Below are 22,821 nucleotides of genomic sequence, written 5' to 3'. Positions count from 1 at the left end.
CCGTGACGATCCCCAACCTCCTGCAGGCTCCGATGGGCGCGCTCAGCGCGGCGGGCGTGCGTACCTCGCTGCCGGCCCGTGACCCGGTGACCGCGCCGCCGCGCTACGGCATGACCATGTGGTTCGGCGTGAAGGTCACCGACCCGGGCGGCGACGTCAAGGACCTCGGCCACTGGTCGGGCTGCTCGGGCCTGGCGGTCAACCTGGAGACCGAACCGGTGTGGGCGGGCGGGCAGTACCTGGCGCCCTACCTGACGCCCAAGCAGCTCACCTACCCGAACGTGACCCTGGAGCGGGCGATGGACGAGAGGTCCGCCGCCCAGGTCCGGAAGTGGCTCGAACGCGTCGCCCGCCAGTGGATCAGCGGCGCGGAGGGCGGCGCGGGCCAGGTGCAGAGGGAGAGCGGTGGCACGTCCCCGGGGCCGTCGTTCAAGGGCACCACCGTGGACGTCACGCTCTTTTCGGCGCTGTCCGGCGACGGGACCGCTCCGGCCGGGAGTTCCGGGCGCGTGGTGGCCGAGTGGCACTTGACCGACGCGATCCCGGTGTCGTGGTCGGGACCGGCGTTGTCGGCCTCCGGTGGCGGCGTGGCGACCGAGAAACTCGTGCTGGTGCACCGCGGTTTCCTCGCCACGGCCGCCGCCGGAACCGGCTCGGCCCCGCTGCCCAGCGAGGGCCAGGGCCAGCTCAAGCTCTCTTACGGCCAGAAGGACCTGGTCTTCCAGTTCAACCCGAAAGAGGTCGGTGAAGAGCGGACGACCCGCGTCGGCACCGAGAAGGACGGCCAGACCCTCACCATCAACGGCGAGGAGCTGATCTACGACCGCCGGAAGCTGACCCTCTCCGCCCTGCAGATCGAGGGGGTGACCGAGGTGGCGGACAGTTGCGGCAAGCTGTGGGACTGGACGGAACTCGAGAACGGGGCGCCCAAGCGGGTGGCGCTGAAGATGGGCGCCGGCGTCGGGCGGGGGTTCGACGAGCAGGTCGTGATCAAGACGGCCAAGGTGTCCTACAGCCGGTTCACCGCGTCCGGGGTGCCGTGCCGGGCCGTGGTCACGCTGACCCTCCTCGTGGTCGAGCGGAAGGAAACCGAGGCGGCCGAGCTGTGACCGCCCATTACGACATCGGCGACCGGACGAGGGTGCTCCCACGGGTGCGAGCCGGTGGCCGTCCGCTGCCGGCGGAACTGGCCGATCGCATCCAGCGGGTGGTCGTCGACACCCACCGGCTCTGGCCGGACATGTTCGAGATCACCTTCCTGGACCGGGACCTGACCGTGGCCCGCTCGTCCGTGCTGTCCATCGGCACCGCGGTCGACGTCAGCTCGGGATCGGTGGCCGGCGGCCGTGAGGTCCGGCTGATCACGGGCGAAATCACCGCGATCGAGGGTTCCTACGGCCGGGTCAGCCGCACGGTCGTGCGCGGCTACACCCAGGACCACCGGCTCCAGCGGTCCCGGCGGAGCCGTTCCTTCCGCAACCGCAAGGATTCCGCCGTGGTCCGCGACGTGGTCCGCGAGTACGAGCTGCCGCTCGGGACGATCCACCAGACCCGGACCGTGCACGCCCACATCGGGCAGGTGAACCAGACCGACTGGGAGTTCCTGCGCGGCCGGGCCGACGCGCTCGGTTACGACGTCGGCGTCGTCGACGGCAAGTTCTGCTTCACCCGGCCCGTCGACGTGCGCCGCGGGAAGGCGGATCTGGCCCTGGAGTTCCCGATCGGCCTGCGGGCGTTCCGGCCGCGGATCACGGCGGGCAACCTGGCGGCCACCACCGAGGTGCGGGTGTGGGACCCGGCGGCCCGGCAGGCGAAGGCCGCCACCGCCCCGACGCGGACCGCGTCGGTCCAGCTGCCCGGCGCGGACCCGGCCACGCTCACCGAGCCGTTCCGGCCGCGGCCCGCCCCGGAGGGGGCCGCCGACCCGGCCCTCGGCGAGCTGGGGCCGGCACCCCGGCCGAACGCGTTCGCGGTGACCACCGCACCCGTGGGCACCGGCAGCGGGATCGACGCCGCGGCCCGGGAAGCCGTGGCCGGGGCGGCCGAGCGGCTGGGCAGCACGGTCGCCGAAGCCGACGGCGAGGCGGTCGGCGACCCGCGCCTGCGGGCCGGGACGGTCGTGGAGGTCGGCGGGATCGGTCCGGCCTTCGACGGCCGCTGGCTGGTCACCCGCGCGGTGCACACCTACGACGTGGACGGCTACGCCACGACGTTCGAGGTGACCGGGCGGCAGGAGCGGTCCATCCTGGGGCTGGCGGCCGGCGCGCGCCCGGCCCCGGCGCCGGCCATCCCGGGGGTCGTGTGCGGAGTGGTCAGCGACATCGGCGATCCCGACGGCCTGAACCGGGTCCAGGTGGTGCTGCCGTGGCTGTCGCCGGTGTTCGTCACCGACTGGGCGCCGGTCGCGCTGGCCGGTGCGGGCGCCGCCGCGGCGGCGGTGTTCCTGCCCGAAGTCGGTGACCAGGTGCTGGTGGCGTTCGAGTTCGGCGACCCGCGTCGCCCGTACGTCCTCGGTGGGCTGCTGACCGGGAAGAGCAAGCCGGACCTCGGCGGCAAACCGGTGCTGACCCGGGGGCACACGTCCACGGTGGCCTGGCGGGGCCTGGTGTCCCCCAACGGGAACCGGCTGGCCTTCCACGACGAGCGGACGCCGGGGGCCAAGCCGACGCCGACCAAGGGGGAGATCGTCCTGGGCACGCAGCGCGGGGACGTCGCACTGGTCATCGACCAGATCGCCGGCACCGTGACGGTGAAGTGCGCGGACGGCGGCAAGATCGACGTCCAGGCCGGGCGGGGCGGGGTGGTCAACGTCGGTGGCGGCGCCCAGCTCAACCTGACCGCCGAGGTCTCGATCAAGATCGAGAGCCGGGGACCGGTGGAGATCAAGGGAAACCCGATCAAGCTCAACTAGCGGGAGTGACGATGTCGACCGACCCGATCGGCGTGGGGTGGGCGTTCCCGCTCGGGTACACCCCGAGCGGCGGCTTCGACCTGGCGCGCGGCGTCCGCAAGCTGGAGCAGTCGATGCGGCTGATCCTCACCACCTACCCCGGTGAACGGCCGATGCGCCCGGAGTTCGGCTCCCGCCTGCGCGACTACGTCTTCGCCGCGGTCTCGCTGGACACCGCGACCGAGCTGTCGGCGGAGGTGCGGCGGGCGCTCACCCGCTGGGAGCCGCGGGCGGAGATCACCGAGGTGGTCACGCTGCCGGACCCGGAGGAGCCGAGCCTCCTCCACATCGAAATCGGCTACCGGCTGGTGGGCACCGGCGACGAGCGGAACCTCGTGTTCCCGTTCTACACCGTGCCCGGCGGCGAGGAGGAGTAGCGATGGCCCTGCCCGCACCGAACCTCGACGACCGGCGCTTCGCCGACCTGGTGGCCGACGCCACCGGCCTGGTCCGCCGGCACTGTCCCGGGTGGACGGACCACCAGCCGTCCGACCCCGGCACCACGCTGATCGAAGCCTTCGCGTTCCTGGTCGACCAGCTGATCGGCCGGCTCAACCAGGTGCCGGACCGCTTGCACGTCAAGTTCCTCGACCTGATCGGGGTCCGGCTCCACCCGCCCACGCCGGCGCGGACCGACGTGACGTTCTGGCTGTCGGCGCCCGCCACCACCCCGCTGGTCATCCCGGCCGGCACCGAAGTGGGCACCCAGCACGCCGAAGCCGTCGACCCGGTGGTGTTCAGCACCGAAGCGGATGCCGTGGCGCTGCCCTGTGAGCTGGTCGCGGTCCGCACCCGGGCGGCGGACGCCGAACTCGCCGTCGACCGCACCACCGAGCTGCGCGCCGGCCCGGTGCCGGTGTTCTCCGCCGAGCCGCGGGCCGGTGACGCGGTGCTGTTCGGCCTGGACGTGGCCGTGCCGCGCGGTGCGGTGCAGCTCGACCTCGACAGCCGCATCGACGGCGTCGGTGTCGACCCGCGGCACCCGCCGCTGGTCTGGGAGGCCTACACCGGCGAAAGCTGGCTCGGCTGCCGCGTGCTGCGCGACGAGACCGGCGGCCTCAACAGCGCCGGTGCGGTGGTGCTCGACGTGCCCGCCGAACACCGGGTGGCGTTGCTCGACGGCCTGCGCGCGGCCTGGCTGCGGGCCCGGGTGGCCGACCCGGCGCAGGGGCAGCCCGGCTACCACGCCGCGCCGACGATCGCGCGGGCCGGCGCCTGCACCGTCGGGGTGAGCGGACCGGCGGTGCACGCCGAGCTGGTCGACGTCGAGCAGCTCGGCACCGCCGACGGCTCGCCGGGCCAGGTGTTCCGGACGGCCGCCGCCCCCGTGCTGGCCGGCCTCGGTACCCCGGTGGTGCAAACCAGTTCGGACGACGGCTGGCTGGACTGGACCGCGGTGCCCGACTTCGCCGGCAGCACCGCGGCCGATCGCCACTTCGTCCTCGACGGCCACGCGGGCGAGGTCGTGTTCGGCCCGGTGGTGCGGCTCGCCGACGGCGGCACCGAGCAGCACGGCGCCGTGCCCGAACCGGGTGCGGCCGTGCGGATCCGGCACTACGCGATCGGGGGCGGCGCGGCGGGCAACGTCGCCGCCGGCACCCTGAGCACGCTGCGCTCGTCGATCCCGTTCGTCTCCGCGGTGGGCAACGCGGCCGGCGCGCGGGGCGGCACCGACGCGGAAACCCTGGCGCAGGCCCGCGACCGCGGCGGGCTCGCCCTGCGCACCCGGGGCCGGGCGGTCACCGCCGAGGACTACGAGGCACTGGCCCGCGAAGCGGTGCCGGAAGCGGCCCGGATCCGCTGCATCGCCGCCGGCGAAGCCGGGGTGCCGTCTGCCGCGGTCCGGGTGCTGGTCGTGCCGGACGCGCCCGCCGACGAGGACGGCCGGGTGCGGCTGGCCGACCTGGTGCCGGGGGACGAACTGCTCGCCCGGCTGGCCGGGCACCTGGACACGGTGCGCCTGATCGGGACCACTGTGCTGGTCGAGCCGCCGCGCTACCGCGGGGTCACCGTGGTGGCGCGGCTGGTGGCCCGGCCCCGCCGCCGCCCCGCGGCGGTGCGGGAGGAAGCGCTGCGGGCGCTGGCCGGCTACCTCAGCCCGCTGCCCGGCGGCGGCCCGGACGGCACCGGCTGGCCGTTCGGCCGCGCGGTGCGGGTGGGGGAGATCCACGCGCTGCTGCAACGGGTGGCGGGCGTGGAGACGGTCGAGGACGTCCGGCTGTTCAGCGCCAACCCGGTGACGGGCGAGCGCGGCGGGGAGACCGGCCGGGTCGACCTGGACGCCAACAGCCTGGTGTTCTCGTTCGACCACCACGTCCGCGTCGAAGCCGGTTGAGCCGGGAGGTACTCGCGATGATCGTCTGCAAGGAATGCAGTCAGTCCAATCGGGACACCGACACGTTCTGCGGCTCCTGTGGCGGCTTCCTGGAGTGGACGGGGCAGAAGACGGCGCCGGCCGCCGCGCCGCCCGTGGTCGCGGTGGAGGCCGAGGCGCCGGGCAAGGCCGGCCTGCTGCGGCGGGTGGCTTCGGCGATCGTCGGGCCGCTCACGACGATCGACGGCAAGCCGGTGCCCGAAGCCGGGGACGTCCCACCCGGACCGGTCCCGCCGCCTCCCCCCGGCGGAGCGCCAGCGCTGCCTCCGCCGCCTCCACCGCCATCGGCGGCCGCGCCGCCGCCTCCGCCGCCCCCACCGCCGCCGCCTTCGTCCGGTGCGCCGCCCCCGCCGCCCTCGTTCGGTGACCCGCCACCCCCGCCGCCCTCGTTCGGTGACCCGCCGCCTCCACCGCCTTCGTTCGGTGACCCGCCGCCACCACCTCCCGCCCCGGAGCCCGACCGCGGCCGGCATCGCGCGGCCGAGGAGTCCTCGGGCGGGCACGACCTGGTGGCACCGGTCGAACCGGCGCCGGGCGGCGGCGAGCCGGCCGAGGTGCTGCCGCAGGAGGTGGCTCCGGCGGCCACGCCCGCCCACCGGGCGCCGTCCACCCGCAAGATCCGGCCCGGCGACCGGATCTGCGGCGAGTGCGGTGAGGGCAACCCGCCGACCCGCAAGTTCTGCAGCCGCTGCGGTGAGGCGCTCACGAGCGCGGTCGTGCAGCGCGCGCCGTGGTGGCAACGCCTCCGCCGGCGGGGCGGCCCGAAGCTGGTGGCCGCGGCGAAACGACCCAAGACCGCCGGCCGCGGCGGCAACCGGCGCGTCGGCCGCCGGGTGGTGACCGGCGTCCGCCGCTACACGTTCGTCGCGGTGCTCGGCTTCGGGCTGCTGGCCGGGCTCTACCCGCCGCTGCGCACCTACGTCGTGCGGCAAGCCGACCACCTCAAGTCCTGGGCCACCGGGCTGGCCGGCGACGCCACGGTCAGCCCGGTGCGGCCGACCGCGGTGCAGGGCACCGACACCCAGCTGCCCGGCCACCCGGCCACCGCGGCGTTCGACGGGTTCACCAACACCTACTGGGCCGCGCCGTGGGCGGCGAACGGCAAGCCCCCGCAGGTGACCGTCGACCTGGGCAAGCCGACCGCGCTGGCGAAGGTCGTGATCACCGGTGGCGCCAGTGACGACTTCGTCGGGCACGACCGGCCGTCGATCATCGTGTTCAGCTACTCCAACGAGAAGTCGGACACGCTGACGCTCCAGGACTCCAAGAGCCCGCAGACGTTCACCCTGCGCAACGGTCTCGCCGCCAAGCTGGTCCAGGTGCAGGTCCTGCAGGTGAAGGAGTCACCGGGGGCCAAGGACGTCGCCGTGACCGAGTTCCAGTTCTTCGGCGTCGGGTAGGGGGACCATGCGCGGGATGACCCCGGGGGTGCGCACCCCCCGGCCGATGATCGACCTGCTGCCCGCGGTGCTGCAGGAGGACCCGGTGCTGGCCGGGCTCACCGCGGGCCTGGACGAGGTGCTCGCCCCGGCCTACGCCGTGCTCGACTGCCTGGACGCCTACTGGGACCCCAGCCTCGCGCCGGCCGACTTCCTGGCGCGGCTCGCCGCGTGGCTGGGCGTCACCCTGGACGAGAACTGGACTGACGACCAGCAGCGCGAGGTGATCCGGCACGCGGTCGAACTGCACGGCGTGCGAGGCACCGTCCGCGGCTTGCGGTGGCAGCTCGAGCTGGCCACCCGGGGCCAGGCGGAGGTCGTCGAAAGCGGCGGCGTGCACTGGTCGCGGACGCCGGGCACCCCGCCGCCGTCGGAGGAGCCGTCGCTGGTGGTGCGAATCCGGCGGGGCAGTGTGCCGGACGCGGAGCTGGCGGCGGTGCGCGAGCTGGTGGCCTGGGCCAAGCCCGCCCACGTCCCGCACCGCATCGAGCTGGTCGACTGATTTCACGGGCGGTCGTGGACTTTTGCCCACGATCGGGAGCGTTCGGGCGGGCCGTGACCCGGCAGACGCCCTAGGTGTACTTGGCCATCAGGTTGCTGGCAGTCGGCTGGTGGGTGGGTGGCCGCCGAGTGCGCTGTGGCGGCGTTGAGTGTTGTAGTGCTCGAGCCAGGGCGCAAGGGCTGTGGTGCGTTCGGTGTTGCTGGTGAAGGGTTGGCGGTATGCCCATTCGGTTTGCAGGGTGCGGTTGAGGCGTTCGACCTTCCGTTCTGCCAGGGGCAGTGGGGTTTAATGAACTTCTGCCGGATGCCGTGCTCGGCGCAGACCTGACGTAGGGACCAGCGGTAGGCCCAGGCGTTGTCGGTCATCAGCCGTTCGATCCGGGTGATGCCATGGCCGGCGAAGTAGGTGATCGCGCGGGCGAGGAAGGCGACGCAGGTCGGCCCCTTCTCGTCCGGGTGGATCTCGGAGTAGGCCAGGCGGGAGTGGTCGTCGACCACGGAGTGGACGTAGTCATAGCCGATCTTGGTGCCGCGGTCGCGGGTCGCTTCCCGCTGCGCCCGGCCGTGGGCTCGCCAGCCTCCGCCATCGGGGATGCGGCCGATCTTCTTGACGTCCATGTGGACCAGTTCGCCTGGCCGTTCTCGTTCGTAGCGCACTGCTGTGGTCTTGCTAGCCCGGATCACCTCTCCGGTGATCGGATCCAGTGCAGCCAGCCGGGGGATCTGGTGGCGGGCCAGTACCCGCGACACCGTGCGCGCCGGGACACCCAGCTCGCAGCCCAGCCAGGCCGGTCCGCGGCGTTCACGCTGCCGCGACGCGATGATCTGCTGCTCAAGCTGGGCAGCGGTCCGCCGGGGTGAGGTATGCGGTCGCGAGGACCGGTCACGCAGGCCGGACTCGCCCTCGCTGGCGTAGCGGTCCAGCCAGGTCTTCACGCACTTGCGGGAGATCCCCATCGCGGACGCGATGTGCGCTTGCGGCCATCCGGCCTGGTGACGCTGGACGATCAGCAACCTGCCCAGAAAAGTGGTCCGGGCATTACGGTGAGACACGAGAGCTCCGGTCGACGTGGGTCCTAGACAAGCCACACCTCAACCGGAGGCTCTCCCCACGTCAACCACGACCTGCCGCCACCAACGTCCTGGCCAAGTACACCTAGGCGGCGCCGGCCGGCAGCACCTGGGCGGAGAAGGAAGCCGACGGGGTGCAGCGCACCGAGCCCGCGCCGGGCGTGACGCAGTCGACCGACACCGTGACCGGCACGTCCTTGGGGACGTGCAACCCCTTGGCGTAGCTGTAGGGCTGGTCGGTGAAGTTGGCCAGCCCGGACTCCAGCAGCACGCTGGTGCCCACCGAGACCCGGATGAACCCCTTGTCCTGCCGGGGGTTCTGCAGCGTGATGGCGAAGATGTCCATGGCCCGTCCCGGCGGCGCGGAGTAGCTGAACTGCTGGAAGGAGCTGTCGGTCACCGGGCCGGCGAAGGTCGCGATGCGGAAGTCCAGGGACGTCGGCGTGTTCGCCGCGTTCGCGGCCGCCGCGGCGCTGAGCTGGGCGTGCGCGTCCTCCTGGGCGGTGTTCGCTTTGGCGGCCGCTGCGTTGGCCGCCTCCGCCGCGCTGCTCGCCGCGCTCACCTGGCCGGCCACTTCGGAGCTCGCGATCTCCTTGACGTTGGGGGCGAGGACCGCGAACCACAGCGTGGTCAGCACGATGGCCAGCGCGGACAGCAGCGCCAGCGCGGGCAGCACCCACTTGGGCAGCATCCGCTCCTGGGTCAGCAGGCCCTTGACGGTCAGCGGGTCGCCGAGCAGGGTGCCGTCCACCGACTCGTGGATCAGCTTCAGCTCGAACGGGTGCGGCTGCGGGTCGCCGCGCAGGAACCGCTCGTACGGCCGGACCAGCACCCGCAGCAGCGCCACCGTTCCCGGCGGCACGGTGAACAGCGACCGGTCCAGCCGGATCCGCAGCTGGTCGTCCTCGGGGTCGAACGGCTCGACCTCGATCCGGACCGGCGTGTTGCCGGCGTTCTCGACCGCGAGACGGTACTTGGCCTTGCGGCTGCCACGGCGTTTGGCGGGCAGCAGCTCGGCGTCCAGCGCGAGGAACGGGACCACCTCGACGTGGCCTTCGACCACCGCGGAGAGCTCCGGGTACTCCCGCGACCGCATGCGCACCCCGAACGCGTGCGAGCCGGCCGTCACTCCGGGACCGCGCGGCGGTGCGAAGTGGACGGTCACCGTCGCTTCCCCGCCCGGCATCAGGTTGACGACCTCGGGGCTCGCGGTGGTCCACTCCCGGGTGTCGCCGACGACGTCGATGCCGAACTGGTCCACCACGGCGCCTTCGTTGCGCACCAGCACCTCGCACGTGGTCTCCTCGCCGGCCTCGACGGGCAGGGCCGGGTTTCCGAGCAGCGTGAAGGCGGTCATGGTTCCAGCTTCGACCCCGCCGCGGCGCAGGAGAACACGCCCGCAGCCAGCCGATCGCGCAGACTCGCCCGCCGTGGTGTGCGCGCACGCTTGTCCGTCCGGCCGGGGCCGGACCGTCCGCCGGAGCGGACACTGGACGGGTGCTGGAACACGTCGACGCCGCCCTGACCGCGCTGGTGCGGGCCGCGGTGCCGCCGGGGGTGACCCTGCGGCCCGACCCGCCCGGACCGGACCTGGGCGGCGACGGCGAAGTGCTCAGCGTGTTCCTGCACCGGGTGGTCGAGGACCTCACCGCGCGGGCGGCCGCGTGGAGCGACGAGCTCGACGAGCAGGGCCGGGTGGTCGCCCGGGTGCTGCCGCCGCGTCGCTACCGGTTCTGCTACCTGATCACCGCGTGGGCGCCCGCCCGCGAGGCCGAGCACGCCCGCCTCGGTGCGGTGCTGGCCGCGATGGCGCCGCTCCTGCACGTGCCGGGCGAGTATCTGCCGGCCCCGCTGCGCGCCGGGCCCGCGGTCGGCCTGGACGTGGCGCACCCGGACCTCCCGGGGGTGGCCGCCGACCTGTGGACTTCGTTCGGCGTGCCGCCGCGGACCGGCCTGGACGTGGTGCTGACCGTGACGATGACCCCGGCCGCGCTCGGGCCGCTGCCCGCGGCGCCGTCCACTGTGGACCTCGGGGTGGCCGGTGGGCCGCCACCGCAGCCGGTGCCCGAGGCGGCAGCCGTCCCGCCGGCCCGGCGGATCCGGGAGTGAGCCGTGGGAAAACCGGCGGCGAAGCAAGGCGACCAGGTGACCGGCGTGGACACGCACGTCGTGCTGGTGCCGTCCCCGGGCGGTCCGGTGCCCACGCCCACCCCGCTCCCGTTCACCGGCCGGATTGCCCAGGGCTGCTGCCCGACCGTGCTGGTCGAAGGCCGCCCGGCGGCGACCGCGGGCTCGGTGGCGCTCAACGTGCCGCCGCACATCCCACCGGCACCGGGCTCGTTCCCCCGGCCACCGGACAACCGCGGCACCGTGCTCGCCGGCAGCCCGACCGTGCTGATCGGCGGCAAGCCCGCCGCCCGGGTCGGCGACAAGGTGCTCACCTGCGCCGACCCGGTGCCCGCTCCCAACGGCACCATCGTGGGGACCGGAACCGTCCACATCGGACCGTGACCGCGCGTCCGCCCCGGGTGGTCGAAGAGGGAGCCGGTGGGGGAACGCCTCGGGGCCGGCGTACCGGGTTCCGGCGCGGCGCCGGAACCCGCGGCCGGTGTGCGGGGGCCGGATGCGCGGCGTCCGGTCCGCCCGACCGGGTGTTCAGAGGCAGAGCAGCCCGAGCACGGGCACACAACCGGCGCTGGACGTCGGCGTGGCCGGGGCCGGGGGAGCCGGTGCGGGAACGCCGGGCGAGGTGCTCGGGACCGTGCTGCTGGTCGGGGCGGGCGCGCTGGTCGGCGGAAGGGTCGTCCGCGCCGGCGGCTGCGGGGCCGGCGAAGCCAACGCTGGCGTACCCGGGACCGGCGCGGCGCCGGAGCCCACGGCCGCTGTGCCGGGTCCGGACGCGGTCACGCCGTCCGCTCCACCGGAGGCGGAGACCGTGACGCCGGTCCGGTACCGCTCGGCCAGCGACAGCACGAGTGACACGTAGCTGTCCGAGTGGTTGTAGCGGTACACCGCCGCCCGCACAGCGACCGGGTCGGCGAGGTCCGCCCCGCCGCTGCACAGGTAACTTCCGGCGCCCAACGCGGCGTCGCCGATGTCGTCCGGGTCGGCCGTGCCGTCCCCGTCGCCGTCCGCGCCGATCGCCCGCCAGGTCTGCGGGAGGAACTGCAGCGGTCCGACCGCGCGGTCGAACGCCGGGTCGCCGTCCAGGCGGCCGCCGTCGGTGTCGCGGACCAGCGCGAACCGGCCGCCGTCGAGCCGGGGACCGCGGATGGGCGGTGCACTGCGCCCGGAGACGGTCAGCACCGCCCAGCCGAAGCGGCCGTGGTTGCTCTCCACCCGGCCCAGCGCGGCGATCAGCGGCCAGTCGAGGTGGCAGGAGGGACGGCTGCCGCTCAGCGTCGCCGCCGCGTGCTGGTAGGCGCTCAGCGCGACCTGGGGGATGCCGCCGGCCGACAGGCCCGCGGCCAGCGCCTGGTCCGCCGTGGGGTCCGGCGCCGCCAGCGGGACCGGTGGGACCGCGAGCGGGAGCAACGCCACCGGCAGCTCGACCGGCTGGTCGGGCACCGTGACGACCGGGCCGGTCCGGCCGGACGGCGCGGCCGCGCTCGTCTCGGCCACCGGCACGCTCCGCACGGGCTGACCGGTCACGACCAGCACGGTGGCCGTCCACAGGCACGTGGTGAGCGCGGTCGCGGTGGCGACCAGTGCGGTGTCCCGGGCCCGGGTGGCGGCCGCCAGCCGGGCCCGTACCTCGCCGATCGTGTGCACGGTGTCTCCTCGGAATCGGATCAGGGCCGGCTCCGCCGCCGGCGGGCCGCGGTCAGCACCAGGGCGGCCCCGGCGGCGACCAGCAGAACGCCGGCGCCCACCAGCGGACCCGCGTCCACGCCGGTGTAGGCGAGCCGTCCCGCGGTGCCCGGCGAGCGGGTGCCCCCGGGAGGTCCGCCGGTGGCCCCGGCCGGCGGGGCGGCGGAGCTGCCCCCGGTGCCCGCGCCCGCCGGGCTCGCCTGCACCGGCGTGCTGACCACGCTCGGCGCCGCGGTGACAGCGGCGCCGGCCGCGGTGGTGCCCGCCGCGGAGGCGGTGGCGGCGACCGTGCCCTTGCGCACGTCCGCGGCGGTGATCGGGTAGGAGGCGGTGCAGGTCATCTTCGCGGACGGCGCCAGCGCGGCGGGCGCGGTGGGATCGCAGGTCAGGTGCGGCGCGCCGGAGGCGGGGGCGGCCAGCGTCAGCGCCGCGGCCACGCCCGAGACGGACACGCTGCCGGTGTTCGTCACGGTGACCGCGTAGACCAGCACGTCGCCCTGGTCGGTGACGGCGTCGCTGTTGCGGTCCTCGATCGACGTCACCGCGCTGACCACGCTCAGCGCGGCCTTGTCCGCCAGCGGCGTCGTCGCCTGGCCGGGCCCGGAGGTGACAGCGCGGCCGCCCGGAGCCTTCGCGTTCGCCACGGCCGTGTTGACCACGCTGCCCTTGTCCACATCGGCCTGCGTGATCTTGTACTGCGCGGTGCAGGACAGCTTTTCGCCCGGCTGCAGCGTCACCGGCGCGTCGGCCGAGCACTGCAGGGCGAGGGCGGGACCGGCGGGCGCGGTCAGCTGGTCGCTGATCGCCACCGCGCCGAGCGTCGTCGCGCCGGTGTCGGTGGCCACGACGGAGTAGCTGATGACGTCGCCGGCGTCGGTGACCGAGTTGTGGTTCTCGTCGGAGATCCCGGTGACGGTCTTGCTGACGGCCAGCGCGGGAGCACCGGTGATCGGCTCGGTGACGGTGGCCGGCTCCGAACTGACCGAGTCGCCGCCCGGACCGGCCCCGGTGGCCGTGGCGGTGTTGGTCACGCCGCCGCTGTCCACATCGGCCTGGGTGACCGTGTACGCGGCGGTGCAGGTCAGCACGGCGCCGGCGGCCAGCGTGGCCGGCTGCTTCGGCGTGCAGGCCAGGGCCGGGTCGGGGCCGGCCGGGGAAGCCATCTGGTCGACCACCGACACGCCGGTCAGCGACACGGAGCCGGAGTTGGTGACGGCGATCGCGTACTTGATCGTGTCGCCGACGTCGAGGTCGCCGTTGCCGTTGACGTCGGTGATGCCGGAGACCGACTTGCTCACGGTGAGCCCCGACGTCCGCTTCAGCGGGGTGGTCGCGGTGCTCGACGGCGAGGTCACGGCGGTGCCGCCGGAGTTCCCGGTCGCCGTCGCCGCGGCGACCACCTCGCCCTGGTCCAGGTCGGCCTGGGTGATCGAGTACGTGCCGGTGCAGGAGAGCCGGGCGCCGGGCGCGAGCGTCGACCCGGCGCCCGGGGTGCAGGTCAGGGTGGGCGCCGGCGCGGCGGGCGCGGTCATGGCCACGGTGACGCCGACGTCGGTCAGCGTGACGCTGCCGCTGTTGGTGACGGTGGCCGAGTAGGTGATCGAATCCCCGGTGTCCGTCCGGCCGTCGCCGTTGGTGTCGGCGGGCGCGGCTGCGATCAGCTGCACGGTCAGGTCCGGGTGCTGGGTGAGCCGGGTCTTGACCTCCACCGGGCCGGCGGCGGTCGTCGCCCCCGCGCCGTTCCGGGTCGTGGCGCTCGCGCTCGCCGAGGCGGTGATCGTGCCGCCCGCGGTGTCCACGTCCGCCGCGGTGATCGTGTACGTGCCGGTGCAGGTCATCGTGCCGTGGACGACGATCCGGCCGGGCACCGCGGGGTCGCAGGTGAGGGTCACCGGGTGCCCGGCGCTCCCGGTCACCTGCTCGGTGACCGTGGCGCCGGCCAGGGTGGAGTTCCCCGCGTTGGTCGCCTCGACCCGGTAGTTGATCACGTCTCCGGCGTCGTTGAGCCCGTTGCCGTTGGTGTCGTCGATGCCGGACACGGAGTTGGTGAGGACCAGCTTGGGGCTGTCGGTCAGCGAGCTCGTCACCGCGGCCGTGCCGGTCACGGGCAGGCCGGTGCCGGCGCCGGGCAGGGCCGGGAGCCGTCCGGTCACGGTGACCCCGTTGGTCACCGAGCCACGGTCGAGATCGGCGGCGACCAGGGTGTACCGGCCCGAACAGGTCATCGTGTCGCCCGGCTGCAGGGTGGTGGGCGGTTGCAGAGGCAGACACGACAGGTCGACCGGCACCCCGGACGGCGCGGTCATCGTGTCGACCACGCCGGTGTCGCTGATCGCCACGCTGCTGTCGTTGCGGACGGTGACGGTGTACTGGATGGTGTCGCCGGCGTCCTGGACGCCGTCGGCGTTGTCGTCGATCACCGCCGAGGCGGTCTTGGCGACGGCCAGCGCGATGGGGTCGATGGTGACCGACCCGCCGCCGTCGTTGCCGGACGTCTCGTAGACGGTGTCGGCCGAGCTGCTGCACGAGCTGCCGCCCCCGCCGCCGCCCCCGCCGCCACCGGAGCCGCTGCCGCCGCCGGCGCCCGCACCACCCGCGCAGCCGCCGCCTCCGCCGCCGCCTCCGCCGCCGTAGGACCCGCCGCCCCCGCCGTCGCCGCCGGGGCCCGCGGTGACGGCGGCCGCGCCCCCGCTGCCGCCGTGCTGGCCGGCCAGGTGGTCGCCGCCGTTGCCGCCCGCGCTGCCGTGCTCGCTGCCGGCGCCGCCGCCCCCGCCGTCGTCGTTGCAGCCGCCGACACCGCCGCCGCCGCCGCCACCCGCGGCTTCGACGAGGGTGGCCGACCCGCGGATCAGTGCGCTGCTACCGCCTCCGCCCGCGCCACTTCGGACGCTCCGCGAGCAGCCCGGCCCGCTCCCGGCGGATCCGGCGGCCCCGCCGCGGTGGTACCCGCTCTGGCCGCATCCCACGTAGACGGTGATGGCCTGGCCGCCCGAGACCGGGACGACGGCCGAGACGACCGCCCCGGTGCCACCGCCGCCACCGTCGGCGTCGGCGCCCTTGCTCCCGGCCAGCCGGACCAGCAGGTGGGTGGTGCCCGCGGGGACCAGGTAGCTGCCGCCGCCGGTGGTGCAGTCGAACTTGCCCTGCGACGCGGCCAGTGCCACCGGGCCGCCGTCGCCCGCCAGCGGGAGCACGGCGCCGGCCAGCGCCGCCGCCCCAGCGGCGGCCAGTACCCGCACCCACCGCCGTCCGCGCCACCGGACCGGACCCCGGCGGCCGCGGACCGGCCGGACCCGGTACGTCGTCGCGGACGCAGGACTTCCCATAGCCATCCCCGTTCCTCGCTCGCGGAGCCGTCGGCGGCAGTCTGCTCCCGCCGGTGGGCCGGTGCGTACGCCTCGGAGACAAGGGATCGGGCACACCGCCTGCGCCATCGGGCGCCCGCCGCCGTTCGCGTGACTCCCCGGAAAGCGCGCAACCTCGCCCTAGGGGTGCGCGTTACTGGACTCGTGAAGCTAGGGAAGGGACTAGGGGCTGTTCCCCAGGGCTGCCCGTCGGGGCCGGGGGCAAGCTAAGCGGCGGAGTCCGCACGGGAGACGCGGGCCGGGTCGGGAGGAGCACCCACATGGGCGAGAGAATCACAGTCTGGACTGAGGCGGATGACCCCGTGCTCAGCTTCGGGGTGACGGCCCAATTAGGTCAGTCGGCCGAGCTGACCCTGGTCGGCCGGGACGCGATCACGCCGGACACGGTGGTCGTGCTCGTGGTCGACCGGATCGACGACCGCATCGTGCACCGCGCCCGCGAGCTCGGGCACACCGGGTGCAGCCGCTTCATCCTGGTCACCGCGGCCCTCGACGACGAGCAGCTGCGCGCCGCGGTGGCGATCGGGGTCTGCGCGGTGGTCGAACGCAGGCACGCGACGCCGAGCCGGCTCGAGCAGCTCGTCGTCAAAGCCACCCGCGGCGAGTCGGAGCTGCCGACCACCCTGCTGACCCGCCTGTTCCAGCAGGTGTCCGACCACGAGCACAACAGCGTCCCACGGCGTGCCCTGCCGTTCGCCGGGCTGACCACCCGCGAAACGCAGGTGCTGCGCCTGGTCGCCGACGGGCTGGACACCGACGAGATCGCGGCCCGGCTGGCCTACTCCTCCCGCACCGTGAAGAACGTCCTGCACGCCGTCACCACCCGGTTCTGCCTGCGCAACCGGTCGCACGCGGTGGCCTACGCCATGCGCGAAGGGCTGATCTGACCGAAGGACGGCGATGAACGGCAGACAACGGCCGAACCGGCTTGCGGGGGGTCGGCACGGCGTCCGGGTACGGCCGTGACCGCGGACGGCGATTCCTTCGGCCCCGGCGACTGGCCGGAAGATCACTGGGACGTCCACTCCGGACTCACCGGCCGGGACGGCGAACTCGGCACCATCGCGCAAGCCGCCAAGGCGGCGCTCAGCGGGCAACCGGCCCTCGCGCACCTCGAGGGCGAGCCGGGCATGGGCCGCACCGCCGTGGCCCGGGCGGCGGTGGACCGCCTGCCCGGGTTCCTCGTGCTGTGGATCGCCTGCCACGAGTCCGAACGGGACAACCCGTTCGGCGTGACCGCCCAGGCCATCTCCGGCCTGCGCCGGATGGCCACCACCCGCGGGGTCGCCATCCCCCCGGTCGACGTGCCGGAGCCGAACCCCGCCGCGACCGGCCGGTGCCTGCTGGCCTTGCTGGACCGCGTCCAGCGGGTGCACCCCACCACCATCGTGCTGGACGACGCGCACTGGTGCGACGAGCAATCCCTGGCCGGGTTCGGGTTCCTGGTGCGACGGCTGCGCGTCGGGCGGGTGCTGCTGATCGCCACCCGGGCCGCCCGCGGGCGCTCGGTGCTGGCGGCCGCGGGCGCCGCGCCGCCGCCCGGCGACCCGGTGCGGCGGCACCTGGATCCGGCCACACTGGACACGGTGACGGTGCGGCTGAAAGCGCTGCCCGCCGAGGACGTCCTCACCCTGGCCGGGGCAGCCGCGGGGCGTCCGGTGGACGAGCGCCTGGCCGAGCGGCTGACCCGCTTTTCCGGGGGCAACCCCCGGCTGGCGAGGCTGCTGATCGACGGGGCCGAAGCCGACCACGGCGCGAGCGGCCCGGTGCTGCCGCCGTCGCTGCTGGCCGCGCTGGCCGCCCGGCTGGACTCGCTGCCCGCGCACGCGCGGGACATGCTGGACGCACTGGCGGTACTGGGCGGCCCCGCCCGCATCGCCCAGGTGGCCCAGCTCGCCGGGTCCGCCGATCACGTGGCGTCGCTGGACGTCCTGCTGGGCCGGGGGCTGCTCACCTGGTCGCCGCGGGACCTGCCCGCCGTGCTCGAGATCCCGGACCCCCTGCTGGCCGACGGCGTCTACCAGCTGCTCAGCCCACCGCGCCGGCGCGACCTGCACTCCGCGGCCGCCGAGCTCGTCGCGGACACCCGGCGGTGGCGGCACCGGCGGGCCGCGGCGGTCGGGGCGAGCCCGGCGCTGGCCGCCGAGCTGGCAGCGCAGGCGAGTACCGCGGTCCTCGACGGCCGGGTCGAACAGGCCGTCGAGTACCTGCGCTGGGCCGCGGACCTGGGGGCGACCCGGGCCGAGCACCAGCGTGCCGTGCTGGCCGCGGCCGTGCTCGACGTGTGGTGGGGACGCGGCGACCTCGAAGAGGTCGAGCGGACCGTCCTCGGCACCGATCCGGCGCCGTTGCGGGACGCCGCGCTCGGCGTGCTCCGCAGCCGGCAGGCCGACGGGCAGGCGGAGGCCGACGCGTTGCTGCGGGCGGCCCTGCCGGCCCTGGCCGACGGCTCGGACGTGCCCGACTGGCTGGCCCTGCTCGTCACCGCGGTCTTCGCGCAGGTGCAGGTGCCGCTCGGCCGGCCCGACGAGGCGGTGCGGCACGCCCGGCTGGTGCTCGACCACGCCGCTCAGACCGATCGCTCGGTGCCGGTGCGCACGGTGCGGACCCTGATCTGCGCGGTGCTCCACCGGGACGGGCCGGGCACCGCGCTGGCCGTGCTGGGGCACGCCGAAGCGGAACTGCGTCAGGTGGGCCGGATCGGGGCGGAGCCGGCGTTCGACTTCGACCGCGCCACGCTGCTGCTGCTGACCGGCAAGCTCGCCGAGGCCGCCGGCCTGGCCGAAGCCGCGCTGGAGGTGACCGGTCACCCGGCGGGGGACACCGTCCACCACGGTGCCGCGCTCGTGCTCGCCGAAGCGCGCTACCAGCTCGGCGCCTGGGCACGGGCGAACGAGGCGGGCGAGATCGCGTTGCGGATGGCCGAGGACGGCGGCCTGCCCGCCGCCGCCGTCCCGGCCGCGCTGGTGCAGGCCACCCGGCTGGCGGCGGTGTGCGGGCGGTGGAAGCGGGCCGCACACCACATCGCCCGCATCGAGCGGGCCCCGGACGTGCGTCCCGAGCAGCGCCAGCGGTACCTGGCCCTGGCGCGGGCCGCGGTGGCGTGGGCGCGCGGTGACCACCCGCTCGTGATCGCCGCTTTCGCCGAGACGGCGGGGCTGGTTTCCGGTGAGTCCCGGTTGCCGTGGGTGGCCGAGCAGTTCTGGCGGCCCCTGCTGGCCGAGGCCGTGGTCGAGGCGGGTGAGCCCGAGCAGGCCCGCGACGAGCTGGTGCGGCTGGGGCAGCTCGCGGAGGAAGCCGGGTACCTGCGGCTCACCCAGCTGTGGCTGTCCGGCCGGCTGGCCGAACGCGCCGGCGACCAGCAGCAGGCCCGCTGGTTCTACGAACAGGCCCTCACCCAGCAGGTCGCCGGTTCCCTCAGCCGCGGGCAAGCCGAACTGGCCTACGGGCTGATGCGGCACGGCCGCGGCGAAGACCGCACGGCGTCGGTCTGGCTGCGCCGGGCCCGCCAACGGCTGGTGCGGCTGGACGCGGTGCCGTTCGTGGAGCGCTGCGACCAGGCACTGATGACGATCACCCGGGCGCCGCTCTTGCGCCACACCGAACTGACCGAACGGGAGCGCCAGGTGGCCGCCCTGGTCTGTGAGAACCTCACCAACAACCAGATAGCCGCCACGCTGTTCGTCAGCGAGAAGACGGTGGAGTACCACCTGGGCAAGGTGTTCGCGAAGCTCGGCATCTCCTCCCGCCGCCAGCTCCGCGGAATGGGGTCGGTGCTGCGCGGCCCCGACAGCGGGTTCCCGCACAGCCCCTCGGCGTGAAGGCGGCGGCCCTCTGAGGAAGTCCTTTGTGGACATCGTGCTCCGGGTCGCCGCCGGGTCGTGCCCGCTCAGCCACCGAACGCACCGGCGTGGCCGGCGACCCAGTCCGCGAAGGTCAGCGCCGGCCGGCCGAGCAGCTGCTCGACGACCTGTGACGTCGGGCCGGGGCGCCGCGCGTAGTCGGCGAGGGAGCCGAGCAGCCGGTCGGGGACGTCCTCGGGCAGGCCGGCGGCCAGCATCCCCTGGCGAACCTGCGCCGGCGGGAGCTCGACGAAGCGCACGTCCGCGCCGATCGCCGCGCCGATCAGCCGGACCTTGTCGTACTGGGTCAGCGATTCCGGGCCGGTGAGCAGGTAGCAGCGCCCGGCGTGGGCGGGATCGACCAGTGCGCGGACCGCGACCGCGGCGATGTCCCGCTCGTGGATCGGCGAGGTCGCCGCCTGACCGTAGGCGCCGCGCACGACCCGGGCCGAACGGATCTGCGGAGCCCACGCGAGGCTGTTCGCGGCGAAGTCCGCGCACCGCAGGACCGTCCACTCCAGACCGGACGCCCGGGCGGCCGCCTCGGCCGCCGCGAACTCCTGGGCGAACCGCGGCTCTCCCGCCGGGTGTTCGACGGTGGTCGCCGACAGCACCACCACGCGTTTCACCCCGCGCTCGGACGCGCGGGCCAGGAGCTCCGGCGCGGCACCGGCGGCGGCGCGCGGGCTCAACAGGATCGCCTCGGCACCCGCAAGGGCGTCGGTGAGCGATGCGGGGTGCGCCGGGTCGCCCGCGACGACGTGCGCACCCTCGGGGACCGAGGCCCGCGCGGGGTCGCGCGTCACCGCCGCCACCGCTTGCCCCTGCTCCAGCAGCAGCCTGGTCGCCGCGCGCCCGACCGTTCCCGTCGCACCGGTGATCAAGATCATGATGTTCTCCCAAGTGGCGCTCAGGCGCGGCGCCCGTCGAATGGTTCGTGTGTCCGAAGTGGTCATCGACTGCCCGGTGGCCTTACGCGGAGCGCACCGCCGCGGCGAGGTCCCGGCGTTCGTCCGTGCGGGCGAAGCGGCCGGGGCGGATCCCGACGTGCCGGTGGAAGGCGGAGCTGAAGGCGCTCGCCGATCCGTACCCGACGGCGGCGGCGACCTGGGCCGCGGTCGCGCCGCGGACGAGGGCGTCCTTGGCCAGCGCCATCCGCCACGCCACCAGGTAGTCGATCGGCGGGGTGCCGACCAGATCCAGGAACCGCCGGCAGAACGTCGACCGGGACAGGTGCGCCCTGGCCGCCAGCTCGGTGACCGTCCACGGGTGGCGGACGTCGGCGTGCAACGCGGTGAGCGCCGCGGCTGTCTGCGGGTCGGCGAGCCCGCGCAGGAGCCCCGGCGCGATCGGCCCCGCCGCCGGCTGCCCGCTGCGCAGCGCCTCGACGAGCAGCACCTCGGCCAGCCGTTCCTGGACGAGCCCGCTGCCCGGCCGCTCGGCGAGTGCTTCGTCCTTCAGCAGGTGGATCAGCCGCGTGGGCCGCTCGGCCGCGCGGTCCGCCGCGCGCAGGTGGATGACGTCGGGCATGAGGTCGAGCAGGAGGTTCGCGTTGGCCGTGGCGAGTTCCACGTGGCCGCAGAGAAGCTGCGCCGGCTCGCCGCCGCCCGTGCCCAGCGTGAGCACGGTGCCGGACGCGTGGGACGGGACTTCGTCGCGCCCGGCCGCCTCGACGTCCGCGGTGCCCACGAACGCGTCCTCCGGTGGTGCGGCGAGCAGGAGGAAGTCACCCGGTGCGAGTTCGCGCGGCGGCCCGACGCCGGTCAGGACACACGTTCCGGCCGCGACGACGCCGAACTTGACGTGGCCGGTGCCGCGGAAGCGAAGCGCCCACCGGCCGCGGCCCTCGACCCGCTTCCACATCACGGTCCGCAGGTGCATCAGCGCGATGAGCTCCTCGTACGGGTCGGCCGCCCGGTCCTGGGGCGGCACCGGCGGACGGGTCAGAGGTGCTTGGTGAACCATCGCGTCGTCACGTCCATTGCCTGGTCGAAGGCATCGCCGGCCGGGTAGAGGTCGTAGTGCCCGCCGTCCACGACGACGAGCTCCTTGGGTTCAGGTGCCGCGTCCTGGAACCCGATGGCGAGATCGGCCGGCATCGCGGTGTCGTGCCGGGCCACCACCATCAGCAGCGGGGTGGGACCGACCAGCGGCGCGAGCGGGCGGACGTCGTACTCCTGCGCGTGGGCGATCGACCGGACTGTGACCGTGTTCTCCCACGGCACCGGCACGCCGGCGAGACCGCGCGCGAAGTACGCGGCGCTCCCGTCGTCGGAGAACAGCGCGAAGCCGGGCGAATCGTCGTCGGTGCGCCGCGCGATCGTCACGCGGGACGGGGCGGCACCGTCCACAAGGGAGTCCCGCTCCTGGTCGAGGAGCGCGCCGAAGGTGGCGAGCGCCTCCTCGCCCCCCATCCGCAGCACGTTCTCCCGTCCCGAAATCCACGGCACCTGCGACACCACCGCCTTGACCCGCCGGTCCCAGGCGGCGGCGGTCAGCACGTGCGCGCCGCTGAAGCTGATGCCCCACAGGCCGATGCGCTCCGGGTCCAACCCGTCCTGGTGCCGGACGGCGGTGACGGCCATCCGCAGGTCGCGGTGCTGGGCGACCGGGTCCACCTCCTGACGGGGCAGACCGTCGCTCAGCCCGAACGTGCCGTGGTCGTAGGCGAGGACGCCGAGCCCGGCCGCGAGCAGTGCGTCGACAACCGGGTTGAGGCGGGCCACCACGTCTCCGAAGCCCGGCGAGACGACCACGGCAGGCACCGGGCCGTCGGCGTCATCGGGTACGTGGGCCGTACCGCGCAGGGTGCGCGTGCCGTCCGCGGACGGGAACTCGACATCGGTTCGCACAGGGGTCACTTCCTCGATCTGGTCCTGGGTGTGTGAGCCAGTCTGCGGCCCGGCGGAGCGGACCGTCGATCACCGGAAGTCCGGGAAAGGTGCGCGATCGTCCGGCCGGATCACGGTCCGCCAGTGCCGGTCGTTCACGCTTCGGCACCGATCGAAAACAGGGCCGCGTCCACCTCGCGCCGGATGCGTGCACCGGTCACGATGCAGCCGACCGGGTCGTCGTCCGGGCAGTTCGTCATCCGCTCCAAGGTGTTCCGCGCGCGGGTGAGCCGGGCGATCCGGTCGTCGAGGTCGGCGAGGCTGCGCCCGATCAGCTCGTTGCGGTGGTCGCGATCGGCGCTGGACACGATGGCCATCGTGCGTTCCACGCTGAGCATCGCGTCCGATCGCCACAACAGGACGTAGGCGAGGCGCGCCAACGCGGCGCGGTCGTAGCACCGCACGCGGGCCCGCCGGGCCGATGCGGGTACCAAGGCGATGTCGTCGTAGTAGCGCAAGGTGGACACCGGAACGCCGAAGGCTTCGGCGGCTTCGCGGATCGAGTACAGCTCGGCAGGCATCGTTCCCTTTCCTTGCGCCCAAGCGCACTTGAGCTGCCACCGTGGCCGAAGACGGTT

The 22,821-nt window shown here is 74.6% G+C and carries 17 protein-coding genes and 1 pseudogene; 10 read left to right on the top strand and 8 right to left on the bottom strand.

Annotation, left to right across the window (positions count from 1 at the left end; all coding sequences use genetic code 11):
* The first annotated feature begins 2 nt into the window (after nucleotides 1-2).
* From ACLJPY_RS01650 to ACLJPY_RS01625, 6 genes are read left to right on the top strand one after another with little or no spacing between them, the layout of a single operon-like run.
* Nucleotides 3-1,109, top strand: a complete 1,107-nt coding sequence (locus tag ACLJPY_RS01650) for a phage tail protein (protein ID WP_410586168.1) — start codon at nucleotides 3-5, stop codon at nucleotides 1,107-1,109.
* Nucleotides 1,106-2,911 carry a VgrG-related protein gene (locus tag ACLJPY_RS01645; protein WP_410586167.1) on the top strand — a complete coding sequence of 602 codons (1,806 nt, stop codon included), beginning with the start codon at nucleotides 1,106-1,108 and terminating at the stop codon, nucleotides 2,909-2,911. The genes ACLJPY_RS01650 and ACLJPY_RS01645 overlap by 4 nt, the downstream gene beginning before the upstream one ends.
* A gap of 11 nt (nucleotides 2,912-2,922) precedes the next feature.
* Nucleotides 2,923-3,327 (top strand): GPW/gp25 family protein, encoded by a 405-nt coding sequence (locus tag ACLJPY_RS01640; protein WP_410586166.1) that lies wholly within the window; start codon nucleotides 2,923-2,925, stop codon nucleotides 3,325-3,327.
* 2 nt (nucleotides 3,328-3,329) lie between these two features.
* Nucleotides 3,330-5,285 carry a putative baseplate assembly protein gene (locus ACLJPY_RS01635; RefSeq protein WP_410586165.1) on the top strand — a complete coding sequence of 652 codons (1,956 nt, stop codon included), beginning with the start codon at nucleotides 3,330-3,332 and terminating at the stop codon, nucleotides 5,283-5,285.
* Between the two features lie 17 nt (nucleotides 5,286-5,302).
* Complete coding sequence (locus ACLJPY_RS01630) at nucleotides 5,303-6,724, top strand: NADase-type glycan-binding domain-containing protein (RefSeq protein WP_410586164.1); 1,422 nt, start codon at nucleotides 5,303-5,305, stop codon at nucleotides 6,722-6,724.
* A 16-nt stretch (nucleotides 6,725-6,740) separates the two neighbouring features.
* Nucleotides 6,741-7,265 (top strand): phage tail protein I, encoded by a 525-nt coding sequence (locus tag ACLJPY_RS01625; RefSeq protein ID WP_410586163.1) that lies wholly within the window; start codon nucleotides 6,741-6,743, stop codon nucleotides 7,263-7,265.
* Nucleotides 7,266-7,352: 87 nt separating this feature from the next.
* Here ACLJPY_RS01625 and ACLJPY_RS01620 read toward each other — a convergent pair.
* Nucleotides 7,353-8,317, bottom strand: a pseudogene (locus tag ACLJPY_RS01620) (IS481 family transposase).
* A gap of 103 nt (nucleotides 8,318-8,420) precedes the next feature.
* Nucleotides 8,421-9,692, bottom strand: a complete 1,272-nt coding sequence (locus ACLJPY_RS01615; protein ID WP_410586162.1) for a hypothetical protein — start codon at nucleotides 9,690-9,692, stop codon at nucleotides 8,421-8,423.
* Nucleotides 9,693-9,832: 140 nt separating this feature from the next.
* On the opposite strand from ACLJPY_RS01615, the gene ACLJPY_RS01610 reads away from it, so the two are divergent.
* Both ACLJPY_RS01610 and ACLJPY_RS01605 read left to right on the top strand, forming a co-directional pair.
* Nucleotides 9,833-10,444 carry a Pvc16 family protein gene (locus ACLJPY_RS01610; RefSeq protein WP_410586161.1) on the top strand — a complete coding sequence of 204 codons (612 nt, stop codon included), beginning with the start codon at nucleotides 9,833-9,835 and terminating at the stop codon, nucleotides 10,442-10,444.
* 3 nt (nucleotides 10,445-10,447) lie between these two features.
* On the top strand, nucleotides 10,448-10,846 hold the full coding sequence (locus tag ACLJPY_RS01605) for a PAAR domain-containing protein (RefSeq protein ID WP_410586160.1): 399 nt from the start codon (nucleotides 10,448-10,450) through the stop codon (nucleotides 10,844-10,846).
* 144 nt (nucleotides 10,847-10,990) lie between these two features.
* Here ACLJPY_RS01605 and ACLJPY_RS01600 read toward each other — a convergent pair whose 3' ends face one another.
* Together ACLJPY_RS01600 and ACLJPY_RS01595 are read right to left on the bottom strand one after the other, a co-directional pair.
* Nucleotides 10,991-12,106 (bottom strand): lytic murein transglycosylase, encoded by a 1,116-nt coding sequence (locus ACLJPY_RS01600; RefSeq protein ID WP_410586159.1) that lies wholly within the window; start codon nucleotides 12,104-12,106, stop codon nucleotides 10,991-10,993.
* Between the two features lie 20 nt (nucleotides 12,107-12,126).
* Nucleotides 12,127-15,471 carry a hypothetical protein gene (locus ACLJPY_RS01595; protein ID WP_410586158.1) on the bottom strand — a complete coding sequence of 1,115 codons (3,345 nt, stop codon included), beginning with the start codon at nucleotides 15,469-15,471 and terminating at the stop codon, nucleotides 12,127-12,129.
* A 299-nt stretch (nucleotides 15,472-15,770) separates the two neighbouring features.
* On the opposite strand from ACLJPY_RS01595, the gene ACLJPY_RS01590 reads away from it, so the two are divergent.
* Together ACLJPY_RS01590 and ACLJPY_RS01585 are read left to right on the top strand one after the other, a co-directional pair.
* Nucleotides 15,771-16,397 (top strand): response regulator transcription factor, encoded by a 627-nt coding sequence (locus ACLJPY_RS01590; protein WP_410586157.1) that lies wholly within the window; start codon nucleotides 15,771-15,773, stop codon nucleotides 16,395-16,397.
* Nucleotides 16,398-16,472: 75 nt separating this feature from the next.
* Nucleotides 16,473-19,331: an AAA family ATPase gene (locus ACLJPY_RS01585; RefSeq protein WP_410586156.1), complete on the top strand. Its 2,859-nt coding sequence runs from the start codon at nucleotides 16,473-16,475 to the stop codon at nucleotides 19,329-19,331.
* Between the two features lie 68 nt (nucleotides 19,332-19,399).
* Here the strand turns inward: ACLJPY_RS01585 and ACLJPY_RS01580 are convergent, their stop codons facing one another.
* From ACLJPY_RS01580 to ACLJPY_RS01565, 4 genes are all read right to left on the bottom strand, one after another.
* A complete protein-coding gene (locus tag ACLJPY_RS01580; RefSeq protein WP_410586155.1) occupies nucleotides 19,400-20,242 on the bottom strand; it encodes an NAD(P)H-binding protein in 843 nt (280 codons plus the stop codon).
* 82 nt (nucleotides 20,243-20,324) lie between these two features.
* Complete coding sequence (locus ACLJPY_RS01575; RefSeq protein ID WP_410586154.1) at nucleotides 20,325-21,284, bottom strand: AraC family transcriptional regulator; 960 nt, start codon at nucleotides 21,282-21,284, stop codon at nucleotides 20,325-20,327.
* An 11-nt stretch (nucleotides 21,285-21,295) separates the two neighbouring features.
* Nucleotides 21,296-22,204: an alpha/beta hydrolase gene (locus tag ACLJPY_RS01570; protein ID WP_410586153.1), complete on the bottom strand. Its 909-nt coding sequence runs from the start codon at nucleotides 22,202-22,204 to the stop codon at nucleotides 21,296-21,298.
* Nucleotides 22,205-22,338: 134 nt separating this feature from the next.
* Nucleotides 22,339-22,764 carry a MerR family transcriptional regulator gene (locus ACLJPY_RS01565; RefSeq protein WP_410586152.1) on the bottom strand — a complete coding sequence of 142 codons (426 nt, stop codon included), beginning with the start codon at nucleotides 22,762-22,764 and terminating at the stop codon, nucleotides 22,339-22,341.
* Nucleotides 22,765-22,821 lie beyond the last annotated feature (57 nt).

This window comes from Amycolatopsis sp. lyj-23 (assembly GCF_046549135.1).
In the GTDB taxonomy this organism is placed as follows: Bacteria; Actinomycetota; Actinomycetes; order Mycobacteriales; family Pseudonocardiaceae; genus Amycolatopsis.
The sequence above is the reverse complement of the archived record's forward strand: the minus strand, read 5'-3'. Positions and strand labels throughout refer to the sequence as shown.

What these genes read in the sequence shown, in the direction of transcription:
- ACLJPY_RS01615 (WP_410586162.1), bottom strand. Translation starts at nt 9,692, where the DNA reads ATGACCGCCTTCACGCTGCTCGGAAACCCGGCCCTGCCCGTCGAGGCC.
- ACLJPY_RS01630 (WP_410586164.1), top strand. Translation starts at nt 5,303, where the DNA reads ATGATCGTCTGCAAGGAATGCAGTCAGTCCAATCGGGACACCGACACG.
- ACLJPY_RS01635 (WP_410586165.1), top strand. Translation starts at nt 3,330, where the DNA reads ATGGCCCTGCCCGCACCGAACCTCGACGACCGGCGCTTCGCCGACCTG.
- ACLJPY_RS01590 (WP_410586157.1), top strand. Translation starts at nt 15,771, where the DNA reads ATGGGCGAGAGAATCACAGTCTGGACTGAGGCGGATGACCCCGTGCTC.
- ACLJPY_RS01565 (WP_410586152.1), bottom strand. Translation starts at nt 22,764, where the DNA reads ATGCCTGCCGAGCTGTACTCGATCCGCGAAGCCGCCGAAGCCTTCGGC.
- ACLJPY_RS01625 (WP_410586163.1), top strand. Translation starts at nt 6,741, where the DNA reads ATGACCCCGGGGGTGCGCACCCCCCGGCCGATGATCGACCTGCTGCCC.
- ACLJPY_RS01640 (WP_410586166.1), top strand. Translation starts at nt 2,923, where the DNA reads ATGTCGACCGACCCGATCGGCGTGGGGTGGGCGTTCCCGCTCGGGTAC.
- ACLJPY_RS01595 (WP_410586158.1), bottom strand. Translation starts at nt 15,471, where the DNA reads ATGGGAAGTCCTGCGTCCGCGACGACGTACCGGGTCCGGCCGGTCCGC.
- ACLJPY_RS01580 (WP_410586155.1), bottom strand. Translation starts at nt 20,242, where the DNA reads ATGATCTTGATCACCGGTGCGACGGGAACGGTCGGGCGCGCGGCGACC.